This window comes from Bradyrhizobium sp. CCBAU 51745, assembly GCF_028128715.1.
Taxonomy (GTDB): domain Bacteria; phylum Pseudomonadota; class Alphaproteobacteria; order Rhizobiales; family Xanthobacteraceae; genus Bradyrhizobium; species Bradyrhizobium manausense.
In genome coordinates this window covers 257,458-276,855 of record NZ_LBJP01000092.1, presented here as the reverse complement: position 1 = coordinate 276,855, position 19,398 = coordinate 257,458, and the positions used below count along the sequence as shown (strand labels likewise).

Sequence of the window (19,398 nt, the reverse complement as noted above, 5' to 3'; positions counted from 1 at the left end):
GCAATCCAGAATCCCTCCGCGGAGGCAGTCTGGATTGCTTCGTCGCATCTGCGCAAAATTGCTACGCAATTTTGTCGCGAGCTCCTCGCAATGACGTGGAGGGAGCGGCGGATCTCCCCCTAATGCCTTGTCGCGGATTCGTCCGGGAGGTCCAGCAGCGCCTCGGTGAAGGGGAATTCGAGCACGATCTCGCCGTCGTCATCGGTCACCTCGATGACCGCCTCGAGCAAGGCCGGCTGGGCGCCTTCGGATTTCACCACCTCCAGGATCATCTGGCGGGCGACCTCCCAGGCGCGATCGGGATTGCGCAGATCCTCGCCATCGGGGTCCACGATCAGTTCATCGCCGATACGGGTGTTGAAGAAATATTTTGGCATCACGAGATCCAGCTAAAGCGGCCTGTACCGGATTGAAAGCTGCACTGCACTCACAACTGCTTTATCAGGACAGGGTTCACGACCGAATGCGCCGGGCGCAAGGCCGTATCACCAGAAAGTACTGTTCCCCGCGTATGTCTCGCGGCGCAATATGGCCGTGCTCGGGAAAATTTCACTGGCGAACTTTTCCGCCCGCAGTAATTTAACCCCCGGGCGGAGACGTCCCAAAATCGCGAAAATGGAGAGCCGAAATGGCCTGGAAAGCCCCCAAGATCGTCGAAGTGCCCTGCGGCATGGAAATCAACATGTATGTGAGCGCCACCCGCAAATAAGCGGTCGGCAGTCAAGCGTTCTGCGCAGGTGGGTCTCTCGGTCACGATCGGTTTCCGACTGATGGAAACTGTGTCGTCCAAGTCCTTTTTGATCCTTTTGATCCACCTCGCGACGTTGCCTCCAGGAGACGGATCATGCTTCGCGTCGTCGTCCTGGGCGCCGGGGCTGGCGGCGGAGTCCCGCAATGGAATTGCGGGTGTGAGGGCTGCCGGGCGGCCCGTGAAAACGGCCACGAGCTTTGTCGAACCCAGGCCTCGGTCGCCTTCAGCGGCGACGACGAGCATTGGTTCCTGATCAATGCCTCCCCTGATCTGCGCCAGCAATTGAATGCCACGCCGCGGCTGCATCCCAAGGCGGGCGCGCTGCGCCATACGCCTGTCGCAGGCGTGATCCTGACCAACAGCGAAGTCGATGCCGTCGCCGGCCTGCTCTCGATGCGCGAGGGTTCGCCCTTCACGGTCTATGCGCATGAGAAGGTGCTGGCGATCCTGGCCAGCAACAGCATCTTCAACGTGCTGAACGAGAAGAACGTCAAGCGCCAGCCGATCGGAATCGGTGAGCCGTTCGAGCCGCGATTGCCTGATGGTGCGCGCTCGGGCCTGGAGGTGCTGCCCTTCGCGGTGCCGGGCAAATCGGCCTGGTATCTCGAGGGCAAGGTCCATCCCGGCGGCAGGAGCGGCGATGGCGATACGCTGGGCCTGAAGATATCAGACAAATCATCAGGCAAGTGCTTCTATTTCATCGCCGCCTGCGCCGAGGTCACCGATGCGCTCAAGGCCGAGATCGACGGCGCCGCGCTGGTGTTCTTCGACGGCACGGTCTGGCAGGATGACGAAATGATCAGGTGCGGCCTTGGCCACAAGACCGGCAAGAGCATGGGCCATGTCGCGATGTCCGGCGAGAACGGCGCCATTGCGCGGCTGGCCGATCTCTCGATCGGCAGAAAGATATTTCTACATATCAACAACTCGAACCCGGCACTGCTGCCTGCCACGCCTGAACGCAAGATGGCCGAGGGCGCGGGCTGGCAGATACCCGCCGACGGAACGGAGATCGTGCTGTGAATGCTGCATCCATGACGGGAATGACCGCGCTCTCGATCGGCAAGGACATCAGGCTCAGTAGCGCCGAGGAGCTCGAGGCGACGCTGCGCCATATCGGCGCGACGCGCTATCACAGCCTGCATCCGTTCCATAAGCTGCTGCATGGCGGCAAGCTGAACAAGGGCCAGGTGCAGGCCTGGGCGCTGAATCGCTACTATTACCAGAGCACGATCCCGATCAAGGACGCGGTGGTGATCTCGCGCTTCCGCGACCGCGCCACGCGGCTGGAATGGCGTCACCGCATCGAGGACCATGACGGCGATGTCGGCTCCGAGGGCGGCATCGAGCGCTGGCTGAAGCTGACCGAAGGCCTCGGCCTCGACACGGCCTATGTGGAATCAACCGAGGGCATCCTGCCGGCGACGCGCTTCGCGGTCGAGGCTTACGTGCATTTCTGTCGCGAGAAGAGCCCGCTGGAGGCAATCGCCTCCTCGCTCACCGAGCTGTTCGCGCCGAGCATCCACGAAGAGCGCATCGCCGGCATGTTGCAGCATTATGATTTCGTCAATCCTGACATCATGAGCTACTTCAAGCGCCGGCTGACGCAGGCGCCGCGCGATGCCAATTTCGCGCTCGATTATGTGCGGACGCATGCGCGGACCCCGGAAGAGCGGGCTTCGGTCTGCAATGCGCTGATCTTCAAGACCAACGTGCTGTGGGTGCAACTCGACGCGCTCTATCATGCCTATGTCGAGGGCAACATTCCGCCGGGCGCGTTCGTGCCCAAGGCGAGCTAAGGACAACAGATGGCCGGGCCGCGGAACATCAGCGTCAGCGAGGCAAGCCGCCCCGTGCTGCCGCGGCATGCCAAGCTGAAATATGACGAGACGCGAAAGGTCTGGGTGATCCTGGCGCCGGAACGCGTGCTGGCGCCGGACGAAATTGCCGTCGAGGTCTTGCAGCTCTGCAATGGCGAGCGCAATGTCGGCGAGGTCGCCGATCAATTGGCGGCGAAATACGCCGCGCCCCGCGAGGCGATCCTGACCGATGTCATCGCCATGCTGCAGGATCTCGCCGACAAGGGCTTTTTGGCCGAAGCCCGGGAGAAGACGCCATGAGCGATGTGCCCCTGGTCATCCCGCCCGACGCCAGCGACAGCCTCGCGGTGCTGGAGAAGAGCCGCTCGACGGCGGAGACCTTCGGTATTCCGCTCGCGGTGCTGCTGGAGATCACCCATCGCTGCCCGCTGCAATGCCCGTACTGTTCCAATCCGATCGAGCTGGATCGCTCGGCCAAGGAGCTGACCACCGACGAGTGGAAGAAGGTGCTGAGCGAGCTCGCCGAGATCGGTGTGCTGCAGGTGCATTTCTCCGGCGGCGAGCCGACCGCGCGGAAGGACCTGGTCGAGCTGGTCAAGCATGCCAGCGACGTCGGGCTCTATACCAACCTCATCACCTCGGCCGTGCTGCTGACGCGCGAGAAGCTCGGCGAGCTGGCCGATGCCGGGCTCTGCCATGTGCAGATCTCGTTCCAGGGCATCGAGGAAGGCCTCGCCGACCGCGTCGCCGGCTACAAGGGCGGCCATCGCAAGAAGCTCGAGGTCGCCAAATGGACGCGGGAGCTGGATTTGCCGCTCACCGTGAACGCGGTGATGCACCGGCAGAACCTGCACCAGCTCCCCGAGATCATCCAGATGTCGATCGATCTCGACGCCGACCGGCTCGAGGTCGCCAATGTGCAATATTACGGCTGGGCGCTGAAGAACCGCGCCGCCTTGATGCCGACGGTGGCGCAACTCGACGAGTGCACCCGCACCGTCGAGGACGCGCGCGAACGGCTGAAGGGCCGGCTGACGATCGACTACGTCGTCCCTGATTATTACGCGCTGCGGCCGAAGAAATGCATGGGCGGCTGGGGCCGACAGTTCTTCAACATCTCGCCCGCCGGCAAGGTGCTGCCCTGCCACGCCGCCGAGAGCATCACCGGGCTCGATTTCCTGTCCGTGCGCTCCAACCATTCGATCGCCTGGATCTGGCAGAACTCCGACGCCTTCAACCGCTATCGCGGCACCGGCTGGATGAAGGAGCCGTGCAAGTCCTGCGAATTCCGCGAGATCGATTTCGGCGGCTGCCGCTGCCAGGCCTTCGCGCTGACGGGCGATGCCGCCAACACCGATCCGGCCTGCGCGCTGTCGCCGCTGCACGAGACCATCTTCAAGCAGGCGGAAGCCGAGGCCGAGGGCGAAACCAACCGCTTCCTCTACCGCAATTTCGCCGGCGGCACCCTGGAATCCGAGAATGGCGCCTGACGCCGACGCTGCCGCATCCGCCAGGCGCGCCGATCCCTTTGCGCCGCTGACATCGGACATGCTCGATGTGGGCGACGGCCATGAGCTCTATGTCGAAAGTATCGGCCGCGCTGGCGGCATTCCCGCGATCTATCTGCATGGCGGCCCGGGCTCCGGCTGCCAGCCCGATCACCGCCGGCTGTTCGATCCCGAGCGCATGCATGCCGTGCTGTTCGACCAGCGCGGCTGTGGCCGCAGCCGGCCGAAGGGATCGCGCGAGCATAACACCACTGCGCATCTGGTCGCGGACATGGAGAAGATCCGCGAGAAATTCGGCGTCGCACGCTGGATCGTCGTGGGCGGCTCCTGGGGCGCGACGCTGGCCCTGGCTTACGCAGAGGCTCATCCCGAGCGCGTCTGCGGCATTGCGCTGCGCGCGACGTTCCTCGGCACGCAGGGCGAAGTCGAGACCGCCTTCACCTCGCGCCTCGCACAATTCTATCCGGCGCTGCACGAGGATTTCTTGAGCGTGCTGCCGCCGGAGGAGCGCGCGCAACCGGTGCAGGCCTATTATCGCCGCATCCTCGATCCTGATCCGGCCGTGCATGGTCCCGCCGCGCGCGCCTGGCACGACACCGAGCGCGCGTTGTCCGAGCACAAGGCGGCAAAGACGCGCATCGACCTTGCATCACTGAACGTCTGGCGCACGCTGCCGGCGACGCCGTTCATGGAGGCGCATTATTTCGTCAACAACTCCTTCATGAGCGACAACCAGTTGTTGCGAAATGCTACGAGGCTCGCCGACATTCCCGGCATTATCGTGCAAGGCCGCTACGACCTGTTGTGTCCTCCTGAGACATCCGCGCGGCTCGCGAAACTGTGGCCGGGTTCCGAGGTCAGGATCGTGGAAGAAGCCGGACATTCCCTCTATGATGCCGGCGTGCGCGATGCGGTGATGAAGTCGATCGCCGACCTTGCGTCGAAGGCCGCGCGCTGACGCGCGAAAGTAAGGACAACAAGAAAATGCCGCTCGCCGGGACAGGCATGCTGCTGACATCGATGGATATCGACGCGGCTGACGATGCCGATTTCAACCGCTGGTACGATCGCGAACATCTGCAAGAGCGCGTCGCGATCGAGGGATTTCTCGAAGCGCGCCGCTATGTCGCGCACGCGGCCTCTCCGAAATATCTCTCGCTGTATTCGACCACGACGCTCGAGGTGCTCGACAGTCCCGCCTACCGCGCCCGGCTTGCCAACCAGACCGAATGGTCGCGGCGGACCATGGCGCATTTCAAGAACATGCTGCGCGTGGTCGCCCGCATCACCATCAGCAAGGGCACCGGCCGCGGCGCCGCGCTTGGCCTGGTGCGGCTGCGGCCCACGCCTGACAACGCCGGCGCATGGCGTGACGCACTGCGAGAAAAGCTGGCGCCGGGGGATCGTGACGGCATCATCTCGATGCATCTGCTCGAAAGCGAGCCGGAATTGTCCGGCGCAACGGCGGACATCCCCGCGGTGCGCAACCAAGGCGCGCGCGACTGGTTCGTGCTGATCGACGGCACCCATGTCGGCGCCGTCTCCGCCGTCATCGCCGAACGCTTCACCGGCCCTGCGGCCGCGCCCTTCCCGCTCCCGGTCTCCGTCGGCACCTACTGCCTGATGTGGGACCTTGCCAAGAGCGATATTGCGGGCGGCTGAGGTGCCGAGATTGCTGCGCTGCCACCAACACCGTCATGGCGAGCGCAGCGAAGCAATCCAGGGTCTTTCCGCGGTGGCAGTCTGGATTGCTTCGCTGCACTCGCGATGACGACGGATGGAGCAGAGTGCGATGCTGCACCGCACGCATCTCGCGCGCGCGGCGCTAATGCTGTGTGCGCTTAGCTCCCATGAAACGCGGTGATCGCACAAATTTGCCGTTGTACTCCGGAACGGTTCTAATAAGCTAACCCGATGACGTCATTCAGAAACGAGATCGCCGCGCGTTAGGCGTCGACAAGCTCAAAGAAGAGGCCGCCAGGTCTTTGAGCCTGCGCGGACGAGGGTAGGAATGAAACCGACCGATATCGCGGCCCCCGACTACTTTCACAAAGTGGTCGATTGCCAGTGGGCCTGTCCCGCGCACACCCCGGTTCCCGAATACATCCGATTGATTGCGCAAGGCCGCTACAGCGACGCCTACATGATCAACTGGAAATCGAACGTGTTTCCCGGAATTCTGGGACGCACTTGCGATCGTCCATGCGAGCCGGCGTGCCGCCGCGGACGCGTCGAGGAAAATCCGGTTGCGATCTGCCGCTTGAAACGCGTCGCGGCCGACTTCAAGGACGACATCAAGCAGCGCCTGCCGCGGCCCGCAGCCAGAAACGGCAAGCGCGTTGCGCTGGTCGGCGGTGGTCCCGCCTCGCTGACGGTGGCGCGCGATCTCGCGCCGCTCGGTTATCACTGCACCGTGTTCGATGCCGACCCCGAAGCCGGCGGCATGATGCGGACGCAGATCCCGAAATTCCGCCTGCCCAATTCGGTCATCGATGAGGAGACCGGTTATATCCTGGGTCTCGGCGTCGAGTTCAGGGGCGGCCATCGCATCGAGAGCATGAAGGCGCTGCTCGCGGAGAAATATGACGCGATCTTCGTCGGGTCCGGCGCGCCGCGCGGACGCGAGCTCGACATTCCCGGCCGGAAAGAGGCCGCCGCCAACATCAACATCGGCATCGAGTGGCTGGCCAATGTGTCGTTCGGCCATGTCGACAAGATCGGCAAGCGCGTCATCGTGCTCGGCGGCGGCAACACCGCGATGGATTGCTGCCGCACCGCGCGCCGTCTCGGCGGCGAGAAGGTCACGGTGGTCGTGCGTTCCGGCTTCGAGGAGATGAAGGCCTCGCCCTGGGAGAAGGAAGACGCGATCCACGAGGATATCCCGATCCTCAACTACATGGTGCCGGTGGCCTTCAAGCATGTCGCCGGCAAGCTGATCGGCGTCACCTTCCAGCACGTCAAGGCCGAATACGACGCCAAGGGCCGCCGTAACCTGGTGCCTTCGGGCGATCCCGATCAGACCATTCCCTGCGACGACGTGCTGGTCGCGGTCGGCCAGGAGAACGCCTTCCCCTGGATCGAGCAGGATTGCGGCATCGCCTTCGACAAATGGCATATGCCCAAGGTCGACCCGAAGACCTTCGTCTCGACCAATCCGAAGGTGTTCTTCGGCGGCGACGCCGCCTTCGGGCCGAAGAACATCATCTGGGCGGTGGCGCACGGCCACGACGCCGCGCTGTCGATCCACAAGATGCTGTCGGGCGAGGACATCACCGAGCGGCCGCTGCCGGAGGTGCAAATCTCCTCGCAGAAGATGGGCATCCACGAATGGAGCTATGACAACGACATCTCCATCGACAAGCGCTTCAAGGTGCCGCATCGCGACAAGGTGATCGCGCTGAAGGACGTCAGGACCGAGGTCGAGCTCGGCTACGACGTCAAGCTCGCGCTCGGCGAAGCGCATCGCTGCCTGAACTGCGACGTGCAGACGGTGTTCTCGACCTCGCTCTGCATCGAGTGCGATGCCTGCGCCGACATCTGCCCGATGGACTGCATCACCTTCACTGACAATGGTGAGGAGAGCGACCTGCGCACGCGCCTGAAGGCGCCCTCGCCGCATCCGGACCAGGATCTCTACGTCTCGTCCGATCTCAAGACCGGGCGCGTCATGGTCAAGGACGAGGACGTCTGCCTGCATTGCGGGCTGTGCGCCGAGCGGTGTCCCACCGGGGCCTGGGACATGCAGAAATATTTCATCGAGATGACTCACGCAGGTTCGACATGCCCGACAAAAAGCCGATCAGCAGCGTAAACGACTTCGTCGTCCGCTTCGCCAACGTCAACGGCTCGGGCTCGGCCTCCGCGAACGAGATGTTCGCGCGCGCGATCCTGCGCCATGGCGTGCCGGTATCCCCGCGCAACATCTTTCCCTCCAACATCCAGGGCCTGCCGACCTGGTACGAGGTGCGGGTGACTGAAGCCGGCCATCTCGGCGCCCGCGGCGGCGTCGACATGATGGTGGCGATGAACCCGCAGACCTGGGACAAGGACGTCGCCGGCATCGAGCCCGGCGGCTATCTGTTCTACGATTCCACCAAGCCGATGCCGTCGACCAAATTCCGCGACGACATCACCGTGATCGGCGTGCCGCTCACCGCGATCACCAACTCGACCTACACCGATCCGCGTCAGCGCCAGCTGTTCAAGAACATCATCTATCTCGGTGCGCTCAGTGCGCTGCTGGAGATGGACCCGAAGCTGATCGAGCAGCTGATCGGCGAGCAGTACAAAGGCAAGGAGAAGCTGCTCTCCTCCAACGTCCATGCGCTGCATCTAGGCCGCGACTGGGCGCTGCAGAATTTGAAATGCCCGATCGGGCTCAGGGTGAAGAAATCCGACAAGGTCGGCGACCGCATCTTCATCGAGGGCAACAGCGCCGCCGCGCTCGGCGCCGTCTATGGCGGTGCCACGGTGTGCGCCTGGTATCCGATCACGCCGTCATCGTCGGTGGCGGAAGCCTTCACCGCGCATTGCAAGAAGTACCGGCACGATCCGGAGACCGGCAAGGCGAAATACGCCATCGTGCAGGGCGAGGACGAGCTCGCGTCCATCGGCATCGTCATCGGCGCCTCCTGGAACGGCGCCCGCGCCTTCACCGCGACCTCGGGGCCCGGCATCTCGCTGATGACCGAGTTCATCGGCCTCTCATATTTTGCCGAGATCCCGGCCGTGATCATGAACATCCAGCGCGCCGGCCCTTCCACGGGCATGCCGACCCGCACCCAGCAATGCGACATCATCGCCTGCGCCTATGCCTCGCATGGCGACACCAAGCATGTGCTGCTGTTCCCGGAAGATCCGGCCGAAGCGTTCGAGTTCGCCGCGGCCGCGTTCGATCTCGCCGAGCGGCTGCAGACCACGATCTTCCTGATGCTCGACCTCGACATCGGCATGAACCACCGGCTCTGCCGTCCGCTGAAATGGGACGATGCGCGGCAATACGACCGCGGCAAGGTGATGACCGCGGAGATGCTGGAAGAAGGCCGCGACTTCGGCCGCTATCTCGACGTCGACGGCGACGGCATTCCCTACCGCACCTATCCCGGCACGCATCCGACGAAGGGCTCCTATTTCACCCGCGGCACCTCGCGTGACCGTTACGCGCGCTATTCCGAGGAAGGCACCGTCTATGCCGACAACATGCAGCGCCTGGTCCGCAAATTCGAGACCGCGCAGGATCTGGTGCCGCGGCCGCTGCAGGCCAACGCGGAACGGCCGACCAAATATGGCGTGATCTATTTCGGCTCGACCTCGCCGGCGATGGACGAGGCGATCGGAATGCTGGAGGCGCGCGGGCACCAGCTCGATCGCCTGCGCATCCGCGCCTTCCCATTCCACTCCAGCGTCGCAAGCTTCCTCGCCGAGCACGATTTCGTCTATGTCGTCGAGCAGAACCGCGACAGCCAGCTCCGTCAGCTCATCGTCAACGAGAACGGCATCGATCCAGTCCGCCTCGTGCCGATCGTGCATTATGACGGCACCCCGATCACCGCCCGCTTCATCGCAAAAGCCATTGGCGACCATCAGGATCACCTCAAGGTGACCCCGCTCCGCAAGGCCGTGTCATGACCTACATCGCAAAGCCGAAATTCCACCATCCGGGCCTGAAGAAGAACGAGCTCGGCTACACGCATCGCGATTACGAGGGCAAGATCTCGACGCTGTGCGCCGGCTGCGGCCATGATTCGATCACCGCCTCGATCATCGAGGCCTGCTACGAGCTGTCGATCGAACCGCACCGCGTCGCGAAGATCTCCGGCATCGGCTGCTCCTCCAAGACGCCGGATTACTTCCTCGGCAATTCGCACGGCTTCAACTCCGTGCACGGCCGCATGCCCTCAGTGCTGACAGGCGCCAACCTTGCCAATCGCGACTTGATCTATCTCGGCGTCTCCGGCGACGGCGATTCCGCCTCGATCGGCTTCGGCCAGTTCGCGCATTCGATCCGGCGCGGCGTCAACATGACCTATATCGTCGAGAACAACGGCGTCTACGGCCTGACCAAGGGCCAATTCTCGGCCACTGCCGACCGCGGCTCGAAGTCGAAGAAGGGCGTCACCAACACCGACAACGCCATCGACCTCGTCGCGATCGCGCTGCAGCTTGGCGCCACCTTCGTGGCGCGCTCGTTCTCCGGTGACAAGGACCAACTGGTGCCGCTGATCGCCGCCGCGATCCGACACAAAGGTTCGTCTTTCATCGACGTCATCAGCCCCTGCATCGCCTTCAACAATCACGCCGGCTCGACCAAGAGCTTTGATTATGTCCGCGAGCACAATGACGCCGTGAACCGGCTCGACGTGCTGGTCGGCCGCGATCCGATCGCGGTGGACTACGCGCCTGGTACCGTGCAGGTGGTGGAGCAGCATGACGGCAGCAAGATCGCGCTGCGCAAGATCGACGCCGATTACGATCCGCATGACCGGTTAGGGGCCCAGACCTTCCTCGCCAGGCACGCCGCCAAGGGCCAGATCGTCACCGGGCTGCTCTACGTCGATCCTGACGCGGAAGATCTGCACGCCCATCTCAACACGGTCGAGACGCCGCTCAACACGCTGGAGGCGGACACGCTGTGCCCCGGCTCGGCGGTGCTCGACAAGATCAACGCCAGCCTGCGCTGACGCGCTGACGCGACCGGCCGGGCGATCGGTCGCTAGCTGACGGGCTCCGGCGTCGCACGGCGCAAATGAGCGAGCCGGCTGGCCGTCCAATATTGCCTGCAGGTCTGGGACAAGGTCTCGGCGTCCATGGTCAGGCCGCCGGCATTGATGATCACGCCGTCGGCGCCGAGCGCCTTGTTCATCAGCGTTACGATGTGCTTCAGCATGCCTCCGGCAAACTGCTCGGCAACGAGGGGATCAACCTTCAGTACCACGATCTTTTGGGTGCGAAGCTGCCAGACCAGGATGTCGCGCACCGATCGCCAGGCGATGGTGTCGTCGGCGATCCTGGTGTCGCGGATGCCGACGCGGGTGATGAAGATAACCGGCTCCCGGGCGGAGACCAGCCGCCAGATCGCCTGGCAGGTCGCAAAGCCGAACAGCGCAACACCGGCGGAGCAGATCACGATCTGGAGCGAGCTGATCTCCTTGCCGTGCAGCCAGTTGAAGGCGACGGCGGCACAGAGCAACGTCAGCAGCAGGCCCGCGCCGAGCACCTTCAACGACCTGGCCAGGGAATAGCCGATCGCAAGATTGGGCAAGTTCTGACTTTCGGACATGTTCAACCGCCTCCAGCCATTTGCAACGCCCGGGGTTTTTCTGCGCCCCCTCGCAAGGGTTAAGCCTGGAACCTTGCGCGAGGCTGCCGGCCAGGCGCGCGGTTGAACGCGCCGCGTGCGGCTTGCGACTAACCGCTGGTGGCCCGTCACCATCCCGATGCGGGCCCCAAATGGCTGACCCGGTGCAATCATGAAAATTGCCCTTATCCTTCCGCTTGCCTTCGTGGCCTTCATCGGCGTCGCCCGGGCCGAGGAGGCCGACGACTTCCGCGAGGCGAACAAGACCGAAGCCGAGACCTTCAACGCACGGATCTATGCGGGCACACCAGGCAAGACAGCCTATGCCTGCTTCGTCCGCCGCTACGATGCCGAGCATCTGGCGCGACATCCGAAGCAGAAGGTCGCTTCCATGAAGCTGCTGGTCTCCGCGGAGACCGACAGCGAGGACAAAGAGCTCCACAACTCGTTCCGGCTCGGCTTCCGCTATCGCCACCGTAGCGGTGATTTCGATTCCAGCGGCTCGTGTCACCACACGGTGCTCACCAAGGAAGGCAACGAGGTCAGACTCGGCTGCGGCGTCGATTGCGAGGGCGGCGGCATCGGTATCGCGCTCTCGAAGGACGACAAATCGGCCATCGTACGGCTCGAGAGCGTCAGGGTCTGGCTGCACAACAAGCCCGACGACGAGGCCGAGCGGTCGCTGGTCGCTGGCAGCGATGACGGGATTTTCCGGCTCGACCGGGCTGACAACAGCGAATGCGCCGCGCTCGCGACCGACCGCAAGGAACTCGCCGCGCTCCGCCACAAGTGATATCGCTCCGGCAAAGACGGGCGTCATCAAAGGACATCGCCATGAACCGCCGGAACATTCTGTGGAGCACGATTTCGGCGCTGGGCGCGGCCTTTGCCGCCTCGCGCGCCAACGCTGCGACTGAAGCCGCAAAGTCAGACAAGCTGAAGGTGGTGTATCACCTCAGCGACGCCGACAAGGTCAATTTCGTGCTCGGCAACATCCAGAACCACATCGACGGCGTCGGCGGCCCCGACCATGTCACCCTCGCGCTCGTCATCCACGGGCCGGCGCTGAAGGCCTTCCATCAGGCACAGGCCAATCCCGACGTCAGGGGGCGGATCAGCAATTTCGCCAAGGACGGCGTCGAGCTCGCCGCCTGCGGCAACACCATGAAGGCGCAGAACATCACGCTGACGGATCTGCTGCCGGGCTTCGTGAGCGCGGAGAACGGCGGCGTGGTTCGGCTCGCCGAACTGCAGTCGCAGGGGTATTTGTACTTGCGGCCGTGAGCCACATTCGCCCCCATCCTCCGTCATTGCGAGGAGCCCTTACGACGAAGCAATCCAGGCTGCCTCAGCGGAGAGATCCTGGATTGCTTCGCTACGCTCGCAATGACGGGCGAGAGAGTTGCGCCCGCCAGCACCAACCCCTTTGCCGCCCCTTGACTTACCCATAACCCTGCGGTTATGAATCAATCCATAACCTAGGAGTTATGGATTTCCCATGTCCTCCACCCCTGACCTTCTGTTCCGGACGCTCGCCGACCCGACGCGGCGGGCGATCTTCGAACGGCTGTGCCGGGAGGGCGAGCAGACGGTCGGAGCACTGACGGCGCGATCGGGCGTTTCGCAGCCGGCGGTGTCAAAGCATCTCGGCGCGCTGAAGCTCGCCGGCCTGGTGCGCGACCGGCATGAAGGACGCCAGACCCATTACAGCGCGCAGCCCGGCGCGCTCAATCCGCTGATCGACTGGACCAGCCAGATGGCCGGCTTCTGGCAGAACCGGCTCGATGCACTCGACGATCTCCTGAAGAGGATGGACCAATGACTGAGGCTGCGACCGAAACACGTTCCGTGGTGATCGAGCGGGAATTCGCCTATCCGCCTGAGCGGCTGTGGCGCGCGCTGACGCAGCCGCATCTGATCGAGGAATGGCTGATGAAGAACGACTTCAAGCCCGAGGTCGGCCACCGTTTCAATCTGCGCGGCGAATGGGGCGGCGTGCTGGATTGCGAGGTGCTCGCCATCGAGCCACAGCGCTCCCTCGCCTATACCTGGAACTTCACCAACGAGGACGCAGCCTACGACCTCAGAAGCGTGGTGACGTTCACGCTGACCCCGCAAGGATCGGGCACGCATCTGCGTGTCGAGCAGGCGGGCTTCCGCCCCAGCCAGAAGCAGGCCTATGGCGGCGCACATGCCGGCTGGAAGCAGTTTTTCACCAAGCTCGACGAGCTGCTGGCACGGGCCGAATAGCGAGCCACAAACGTTGATCCCGAATATTCCCAGAGGAGACTTTAGATGAACTCGAACATGTGGGTCCGGCAAATCCATCGCTGGCTGTCGATTGCCTTCACGCTGGCCGTGATCGCCAACATCGTTGCGCTGACCATGCAGATTCAGGCCACGTGGATTGGCCTGATGGCTTTCGTGCCCTTGATTCCGTTGCTCGCGACCGGGCTCTATCTGTTCGCACTGCCCTATCTCGGCCGCGGCAGCGAGGCGAGGCCATGAAGAAGACCGTGACCGCGAAGAAAGAGACGGATGGGCCGTCACCATCCAGGATGATCGACGGCCGGATCAAGGAGCTCGGCGACTGGCGCGGCGAGACGCTGAAGCGGATCCGCGCCCTGATCAAGGAGGCCGATCCTGATGTGGTCGAGGAATGGAAGTGGCGCGGCGTTCCCGTGTGGGAGCACGACGGCATCATCTGCACGGGGGAGACCTACAAGGCGGTGGTGAAGCTGACCTTTGCCAAGGGCGCGGCTCTGGACGACCCCGCCGGCCTGTTCAATTCCAGCCTCGACGGCAATGTGCGGCGCGCGATCGATATCAGCGAGGGCGCGAAGATCAACGAGAAGGCGCTGAAGGCGCTGATCCGCGCGGCGGTGGCGCTGAATGCGGCGAAGAAGAAGCCGGGGAAGAAAGCCTGACCTGATCTCTTCAGAAGCCGCGGACTGGCTCTAACCTCTCCCGCAAGCAGGCGGGCGAGGGAGCGCACCGCCTTCTGCGCGCGGGTCTCATATCACCTTGAAAGATGCCTCAGGCCACCGCGGCCGCGATTGGACGCGGGCTGACGACGTATTCGCGCAGCACCTTGTCGTTGGCATCGACCTCGATCAGCGCGACGTCGTAGGTCCAGAGATCGGCGAGGTGCTGCAGCACGCGCTTGGCGTCGGTCTCGTTGAGCTGCGAGCCCTTGATGACACGGTGATGCAGGATCAGCCGGCGGTCGCCGGAGAGATCGACGTCGACCACCTCGATATTGGCATCGATGAAGCCGACATCGTGCTGGCGCGCCAGCTCGCGGCGGACGCGGCGGAAGCCGCGCTCGTCGTGGATCGCGTCGACCCGGATGCCGGCGCGCTCCTCGGGATCGTCGTGCAAATGGAACATGCGGAAGTGCCGCATCAGCTTCGGGCTCAGGAACTGGCCAATGAAGCTTTCGTCGCGGTAATTGGCCCAGACGTCGCGCAGCACGCCCATCACGTCGTTCTTGCCGGCGATATCAGGGAACCATTCGCGGTCCTCGTCCGACGGACTGGTGACGATGCGCTCGATGTCCTGCATCATGGCGAAGCCGAGCGCGTATGGATTGAAGCCCGAGAAGCGTGGATCGTCGAATTCGGGCTGGAACACCACATTGGTGTGCGAGCCCAGAAACTCCAGGAAGTTGCCATCGGTGATGCGGCCCTGCTGATGCAGCTGGGTCATGATGCGATAGTGGACGTAGGTCGCCGTCCCCTCGTTCATCACCTTGGTCTGGCTCTGCGGATAGAAATATTGCGCGATGTGGCGGACGATGCGCAACAATTCGCGCTGCCAGGGCGCGAGGCGCGGCGCGCTCTTCTCCAGGAAGTAGATCAGATTTTCCTGCGGCAGGCCGAGCAGCTTGCGGCGGCGCTCGATCGAGAGCGCGGACCGGCTCTTGCTCTTGCCTGTCGGCACGGTGCGCCAGAGGTCGTTGAAGACCTCCTCCTCGTGCTGGCGGCGGCGCCCTGCCCGCTTCTCCTCGGCGCGCAAATCCAGCTTCTTCTTGCCCGGATACCGGTCGATGCCGTGCGACATCAGCGCATGCGCGGCGTCCAGCGTGCGCTCGACCTCGATGCGGCCGTAGCGCTCCTCGCACTGCATGACGTAGTTCTTGGCGAAATCCAGATAGTCGAGAATCCCTTCCGCGTCGGTCCACTGCTTGAACAGGTAATTGTTCTTGAAGAAGTGGTTGTGGCCGAAGGCGGCGTGCGCGATCACCAGCGTCTGCATCGTCGCCGTGTTCTCCTCCATCAGGTAGGAGATGCAGGGCGAGGAGTTGATCACGATCTCATAGGCAAGACCCATCAGGCCCTTGCGATACGAGGCCTCGTGATAGGCGAAGTGCTTGCCGAACGACCAGTGCTTGTAGAACAGCGGCATGCCGACGGACGAATAGGCGTCCAGCATCTGCTCGGCGGTGATGACCTCGATCTGGTTCGGGTAGACGTCGAGCCCGAGATCCTTCAACGCAACTTCTTCGCAGGCATCGGTGATGCGCTGCAAGGTGTGGAAATCCCAATCGGCGCCTTCGAACAAGCGTTCCGTCATGGAGCGGCTTTCTCCTGGGCAGTTTCGCGGCGCTGGAACAGATCGTGGAACACCGGGAAAATCTCGCTGCGCTCGGAAACCTTGCGCATCGAGAGCGGTGCGCCAGAATTGCGCAGGCGCTCATAGAGGGTCCAGAGCGAGGAGTCGGAGAGATCGAAGGCGCTGCCGCCTGATTCCCCGACCTCGAGATAGGCAAAGAACTGGCAGACCGGCAGGATCTTCTCGGTCAGCAGCAGGCCGGTCAGCTCGCCATCGGAATAGGAATTGTCGCCGTCGGAGGCTTGCGCGGCGTAGATGTTCCAGTCCGCCGGGCTGAAGCGCTCGCGCACGATCTCGTGCATCGCCTGCAGCGCGCTGGAGACCAGCGTGCCACCGGAGGCCGGGCCATAGAAGAAGGTCTGCTCGTCGACCTCCTCGGCGCGGTCGGTATGGCGGATGAAGACGATCTCGACATGCTTGTAGCGCCGCTTCAGGAACACGTAGAGCAGCATGTAGAAGCGTTTGGCCAGATCCTTCATGTGCTCGGACATCGAGCCCGACACGTCCATCAGGCAGAACATCACGGCCTGCGCCACCGGCCGCGGCACCTTCTCGTAGCGGCGATAGCGGATGTCGAGCGGATCGATGAAGGGAATGCGCTTGGTCTTCGCCTTGAGCTTTTCGAGCTGGGCGATGAGCTCGGCACGCTCGTCCTCGTCGGTACAGGCCTCGATCGCGGCTTCCAGCTCCTCGACCTCGTCCTTGCGCGGGCGCTTGAGCGCGATGCGGCGTGCGAGCGCCAGCTTCACGGTGCGGCTGACCGAGATATTGGCGGGCGAGCCCGAAGTGGTATAGCCGGCGCGCTGGATGCCTTCGCTCTCGGTCTGCGCGATCTTGCGCTTGGCGAGATCAGGCAGCTCGAGGTCGTCGAGAAAGAGATCGACGAACTCGTCGCGGCTGAGCACGAAGCGGAAGGCATCTTCGCTGTCGCCTTCACCGGGACCGGAATCCTTGGCGCTGCCCTGGCCCTGACGCTGGAGATAGTCGCCCTCGACGAACTTCTTGTTGCCGGGCAGCACCATGTCGCGCGTGCCGCCTTCACGGCGGAAACGCGGCTCGTGCATCCCGTCGAGCGGGATTGTGACCTCTCCACCCTCCAGGACGTCCTTGATGTCGCGTTCCTGAGAGGTCTTCTTGACGGCGCCCTGCACCAGGGATTTGGCCCGACGCAAGAACCGCTGGCGGTTCTCAAGACTCTTGCCGCCTGGATTCAGGCGCCTGTCAATAATGTGAATGGCCACTTTCTCATCCGCCTCAACCGGCTTGCTTCACGCGCATGTACCATTCGACCAGTCGGCGAACCTGACGCTCGGTGTAGCCGCGCTCCACCATGCGTGCCACGAACTCGCCGTGCTTCTTCTCCGTCTCGCCGTCCTTCTTCGAACCGAACGAGATGACCGGAAGCAGGTCTTCGACCTGGGAGAATATCCGCTTTTCGATCACATCGCGAATCTTCTCGTAGGAGGTCCAGGTCGGATTCTTGCCGCCGTTCTGGGCCCGGGAGCGTAACGAGAATTTGACGACCTCGTTCCGGAAGTCCTTGGGATTGGCAATACCCGCCGGCTTCTCGATTTTCGTCAATTCCTGGTTCAAAAGCTCGCGATCAAGCAGCTGGCCGGTGTCGGGGTCCTTGAAGTCCTGGTCCTCGATCCAGGCATCGGCGTAATCGACATAGCGGTCGAACAGGTTCTGGCCGTAATCCGAGTAGGATTCGAGATACGCCTTCTGGATCTCGTTGCCGATGAACTCGGCATAGCGCGGCGCCAGGTCGGCCTTGATGAATTCGAGATAGCGCTTCTCGACTTCCTCGGGCAGCTGCTCCCTGCGGATCGACTGCTCCAGTGCGTACATCAGATGCACGGCGTCGGCGGCAACCTCCTGCGGATCGTGGTTGAAGGTCGCAGCCAGGATCTTGAAGGCGAAGCGGGTGGAGACGCCGTCCATGCCTTCGTCGACACCGGCGGCATCGCGATATTCCTGCACGCTGCGCGCCTTCGGATCCGATTCCTTCAGGCTCTCGCCGTCATAGACCCGCATCTTGGCGAACAGCGTCGAGTTCTCGTGCTTGCGCAGGCGCGACATCACCGAGAACCGCGCCAGCGTCTCCAAGGTCGAGGGTGCACACGGCGCAGCCGCCAGCTCGGAGCCCTGGATCAGCTTCTCGTAGATCTTCTGCTCCTCGGTGACCCGGAGGCAGTAGGGCACCTTGATGACGCAGATGCGGTCGATGAAGGCCTCGTTGTTCTTGTTCGACTTGAAGCTCGCCCACTCCGCCTCGTTGGAGTGCGCGAGGATGACGCCGGTGAACGGGATCGCGCCGATATTCTCGGTGCCGATGTAATTGCCTTCCTGCGTTGCCGTCAGCAACGGGTGCAGCATCTTGATCGGCGCCTTGAACATTTCGACGAATTCGAGCACGCCCTGGTTGGCGCGGTTGAGGCCGCCGGAATAGCTGTAGGCATCGGGATCGTTCTGCGCGTAGGTCTCGAGCTTGCGGATATCGACCTTGCCGACCAGCGAGGAGATGTCCTGGTTGTTCTCGTCGCCGGGCTCGGTCTTGGCGATCGCGATCTGGCGCAGCCGCGACGGCTGGATTTTTGCGACCCTGAACTGGGAAATGTCGCCGCCGAAGGCCTCGAGGCGCTTGTAGCACCACGGGCTCATCAGGCCGGTGAGACGCCGGCGCGGAATGCCGTACTTCTCTTCCAGCATCGGCCCGAGCTGATCGGGATCGAACAGGCTGAGCGGGCTCTCGAACACAGGCGAAAGCTCATCGCCGGCCTTGAGCACGTAGATCGGATGCACCTCCATCAGCGACTTCAGCCGCTCGGCGAGCGAGGATTTACCGCCGCCGACCGGGCCGAGCAGATAGAGGATCTGTTTACGCTCTTCGAGACCTTGCGCCGCATGACGGAAGAAGCCGACGATGCGCTCGATGGTTTCCTCCATGCCGTAGAAGCCGGCGAAGGCCGGATAGGTCCGGATGGTGCGGTTCAAAAAAATACGGCCAAGGCGTGGGTCCTTGGCCGTGTCAATCGTCTGGGGCTCACCGATCGCTGCAAGTAGTCGTTCGGCCGCATTCGCGTATTTCATGGGATCGCTTCGACACGATTCCAGATATTCCGCCATCGACATGTCGTGCTGGCTTCTCGCCTCGAACGACCGAGCGAAAGCGTTGAATAGAGAATCGTTGTACATGATCCCTCTCCGCGTGAGTTCCGCTACAAGCTGAAACGAAAGCAGTTACTAGACTGTTCCTCAGGCCGCTTCTCGAATCAGCGTGAGCACATGCCGATCATTGGACACCCGGGTGCCGACGCGACGCAACGCACAAGGTAGGCACTCGCTGAATTACGAACAGGCACTTGCCTGTAATTTGTGCGAATCTTCCTATATCTTGGCGTATTT

21 protein-coding genes are annotated in these 19,398 nt (G+C 63.0%); 16 read left to right on the top strand and 5 right to left on the bottom strand.

Annotated elements, in window-relative coordinates; genetic code table 11:
• Positions 1-119: 119 nt before the first annotated feature.
• Complete coding sequence (locus XH98_RS35815; protein WP_271602429.1) at positions 120-377, bottom strand: DUF6894 family protein; 258 nt, start codon at positions 375-377, stop codon at positions 120-122.
• Positions 378-628: 251 nt separating this feature from the next.
• On the opposite strand from XH98_RS35815, the gene pqqA reads away from it, so the two are divergent.
• From pqqA to XH98_RS35765, 10 genes are all read left to right on the top strand, one after another.
• Positions 629-709, top strand: a complete 81-nt coding sequence (gene pqqA, locus XH98_RS35810; RefSeq protein ID WP_007595659.1) for a pyrroloquinoline quinone precursor peptide PqqA — start codon at positions 629-631, stop codon at positions 707-709.
• 135 nt (positions 710-844) lie between these two features.
• Positions 845-1,774, top strand: coding sequence for a pyrroloquinoline quinone biosynthesis protein PqqB (pqqB, locus tag XH98_RS35805; protein ID WP_271621341.1), 930 nt, complete (start codon positions 845-847; stop codon positions 1,772-1,774).
• A complete protein-coding gene (pqqC, locus tag XH98_RS35800; protein WP_271621340.1) occupies positions 1,771-2,550 on the top strand; it encodes a pyrroloquinoline-quinone synthase PqqC in 780 nt (259 codons plus the stop codon). The genes pqqB and pqqC overlap by 4 nt, the downstream gene beginning before the upstream one ends.
• A gap of 9 nt (positions 2,551-2,559) precedes the next feature.
• Positions 2,560-2,871, top strand: coding sequence for a pyrroloquinoline quinone biosynthesis peptide chaperone PqqD (gene pqqD / locus XH98_RS35795; RefSeq protein WP_271602427.1), 312 nt, complete (start codon positions 2,560-2,562; stop codon positions 2,869-2,871).
• Complete coding sequence (gene pqqE / locus XH98_RS35790; RefSeq protein WP_271602426.1) at positions 2,868-4,061, top strand: pyrroloquinoline quinone biosynthesis protein PqqE; 1,194 nt, start codon at positions 2,868-2,870, stop codon at positions 4,059-4,061. The genes pqqD and pqqE overlap by 4 nt, the downstream gene beginning before the upstream one ends.
• A complete protein-coding gene (gene pip / locus XH98_RS35785; RefSeq protein ID WP_271602425.1) occupies positions 4,051-5,037 on the top strand; it encodes a prolyl aminopeptidase in 987 nt (328 codons plus the stop codon). The genes pqqE and pip overlap by 11 nt, the downstream gene beginning before the upstream one ends.
• 26 nt (positions 5,038-5,063) lie before the next feature.
• Positions 5,064-5,741 carry a DUF4286 family protein gene (locus XH98_RS35780; protein WP_271621339.1) on the top strand — a complete coding sequence of 226 codons (678 nt, stop codon included), beginning with the start codon at positions 5,064-5,066 and terminating at the stop codon, positions 5,739-5,741.
• A gap of 349 nt (positions 5,742-6,090) precedes the next feature.
• Entirely contained in the window at positions 6,091-7,890 is a 1,800-nt protein-coding gene (locus XH98_RS35775; protein ID WP_271602423.1) for an FAD-dependent oxidoreductase, read from the top strand.
• Entirely contained in the window at positions 7,860-9,707 is a 1,848-nt protein-coding gene (locus XH98_RS35770) for a 2-oxoacid:acceptor oxidoreductase subunit alpha (RefSeq protein WP_271602422.1), read from the top strand. Before XH98_RS35775 ends, XH98_RS35770 begins: the two co-directional genes overlap by 31 nt.
• Positions 9,704-10,759 (top strand): 2-oxoacid:ferredoxin oxidoreductase subunit beta, encoded by a 1,056-nt coding sequence (locus tag XH98_RS35765; protein ID WP_057743200.1) that lies wholly within the window; start codon positions 9,704-9,706, stop codon positions 10,757-10,759. Before XH98_RS35770 ends, XH98_RS35765 begins: the two co-directional genes overlap by 4 nt.
• A gap of 32 nt (positions 10,760-10,791) precedes the next feature.
• Here the strand turns inward: XH98_RS35765 and XH98_RS35760 are convergent, their stop codons facing one another.
• Positions 10,792-11,358, bottom strand: coding sequence for an STM3941 family protein (locus tag XH98_RS35760; RefSeq protein WP_271602421.1), 567 nt, complete (start codon positions 11,356-11,358; stop codon positions 10,792-10,794).
• Positions 11,359-11,548: 190 nt separating this feature from the next.
• Here XH98_RS35760 and XH98_RS35755 point away from each other — a divergent pair, with 190 nt between their 5' ends.
• The 6 genes from XH98_RS35755 (at position 11,549) to XH98_RS35730 (ending at position 14,303) form a co-directional block, all read left to right on the top strand.
• Entirely contained in the window at positions 11,549-12,169 is a 621-nt protein-coding gene (locus XH98_RS35755; protein WP_271621338.1) for a hypothetical protein, read from the top strand.
• A gap of 41 nt (positions 12,170-12,210) precedes the next feature.
• Positions 12,211-12,660 carry a DsrE family protein gene (locus XH98_RS35750; protein ID WP_271621337.1) on the top strand — a complete coding sequence of 150 codons (450 nt, stop codon included), beginning with the start codon at positions 12,211-12,213 and terminating at the stop codon, positions 12,658-12,660.
• Between the two features lie 214 nt (positions 12,661-12,874).
• Entirely contained in the window at positions 12,875-13,198 is a 324-nt protein-coding gene (locus XH98_RS35745; RefSeq protein ID WP_271602418.1) for an ArsR/SmtB family transcription factor, read from the top strand.
• Complete coding sequence (locus XH98_RS35740; RefSeq protein WP_220005862.1) at positions 13,195-13,626, top strand: SRPBCC family protein; 432 nt, start codon at positions 13,195-13,197, stop codon at positions 13,624-13,626. Before XH98_RS35745 ends, XH98_RS35740 begins: the two co-directional genes overlap by 4 nt.
• Before the next feature lie 45 nt (positions 13,627-13,671).
• Complete coding sequence (locus XH98_RS35735; protein WP_271621336.1) at positions 13,672-13,884, top strand: hypothetical protein; 213 nt, start codon at positions 13,672-13,674, stop codon at positions 13,882-13,884.
• A complete protein-coding gene (locus XH98_RS35730) occupies positions 13,881-14,303 on the top strand; it encodes a DUF1801 domain-containing protein (RefSeq protein ID WP_271621335.1) in 423 nt (140 codons plus the stop codon). Before XH98_RS35735 ends, XH98_RS35730 begins: the two co-directional genes overlap by 4 nt.
• A 109-nt stretch (positions 14,304-14,412) precedes the next feature.
• Here the strand turns inward: XH98_RS35730 and XH98_RS35725 are convergent, their stop codons facing one another.
• Genes XH98_RS35725 through XH98_RS35715 form a run of 3 tightly spaced genes read right to left on the bottom strand, consistent with a single transcriptional unit; the run spans position 14,413 to position 19,188 of the window.
• Entirely contained in the window at positions 14,413-15,951 is a 1,539-nt protein-coding gene (locus XH98_RS35725) for a SpoVR family protein (RefSeq protein WP_057743052.1), read from the bottom strand.
• Complete coding sequence (locus XH98_RS35720; protein ID WP_205668201.1) at positions 15,948-17,225, bottom strand: YeaH/YhbH family protein; 1,278 nt, start codon at positions 17,223-17,225, stop codon at positions 15,948-15,950. Before XH98_RS35720 ends, XH98_RS35725 begins: the two co-directional genes overlap by 4 nt.
• 19 nt (positions 17,226-17,244) lie before the next feature.
• The gene (locus XH98_RS35715; RefSeq protein ID WP_271602414.1) at positions 17,245-19,188 is read right to left on the bottom strand and encodes a PrkA family serine protein kinase; all 1,944 of its coding nucleotides are present in this window, start codon (positions 19,186-19,188) and stop codon (positions 17,245-17,247) included.
• Positions 19,189-19,398: the final 210 nt, after the last annotated feature.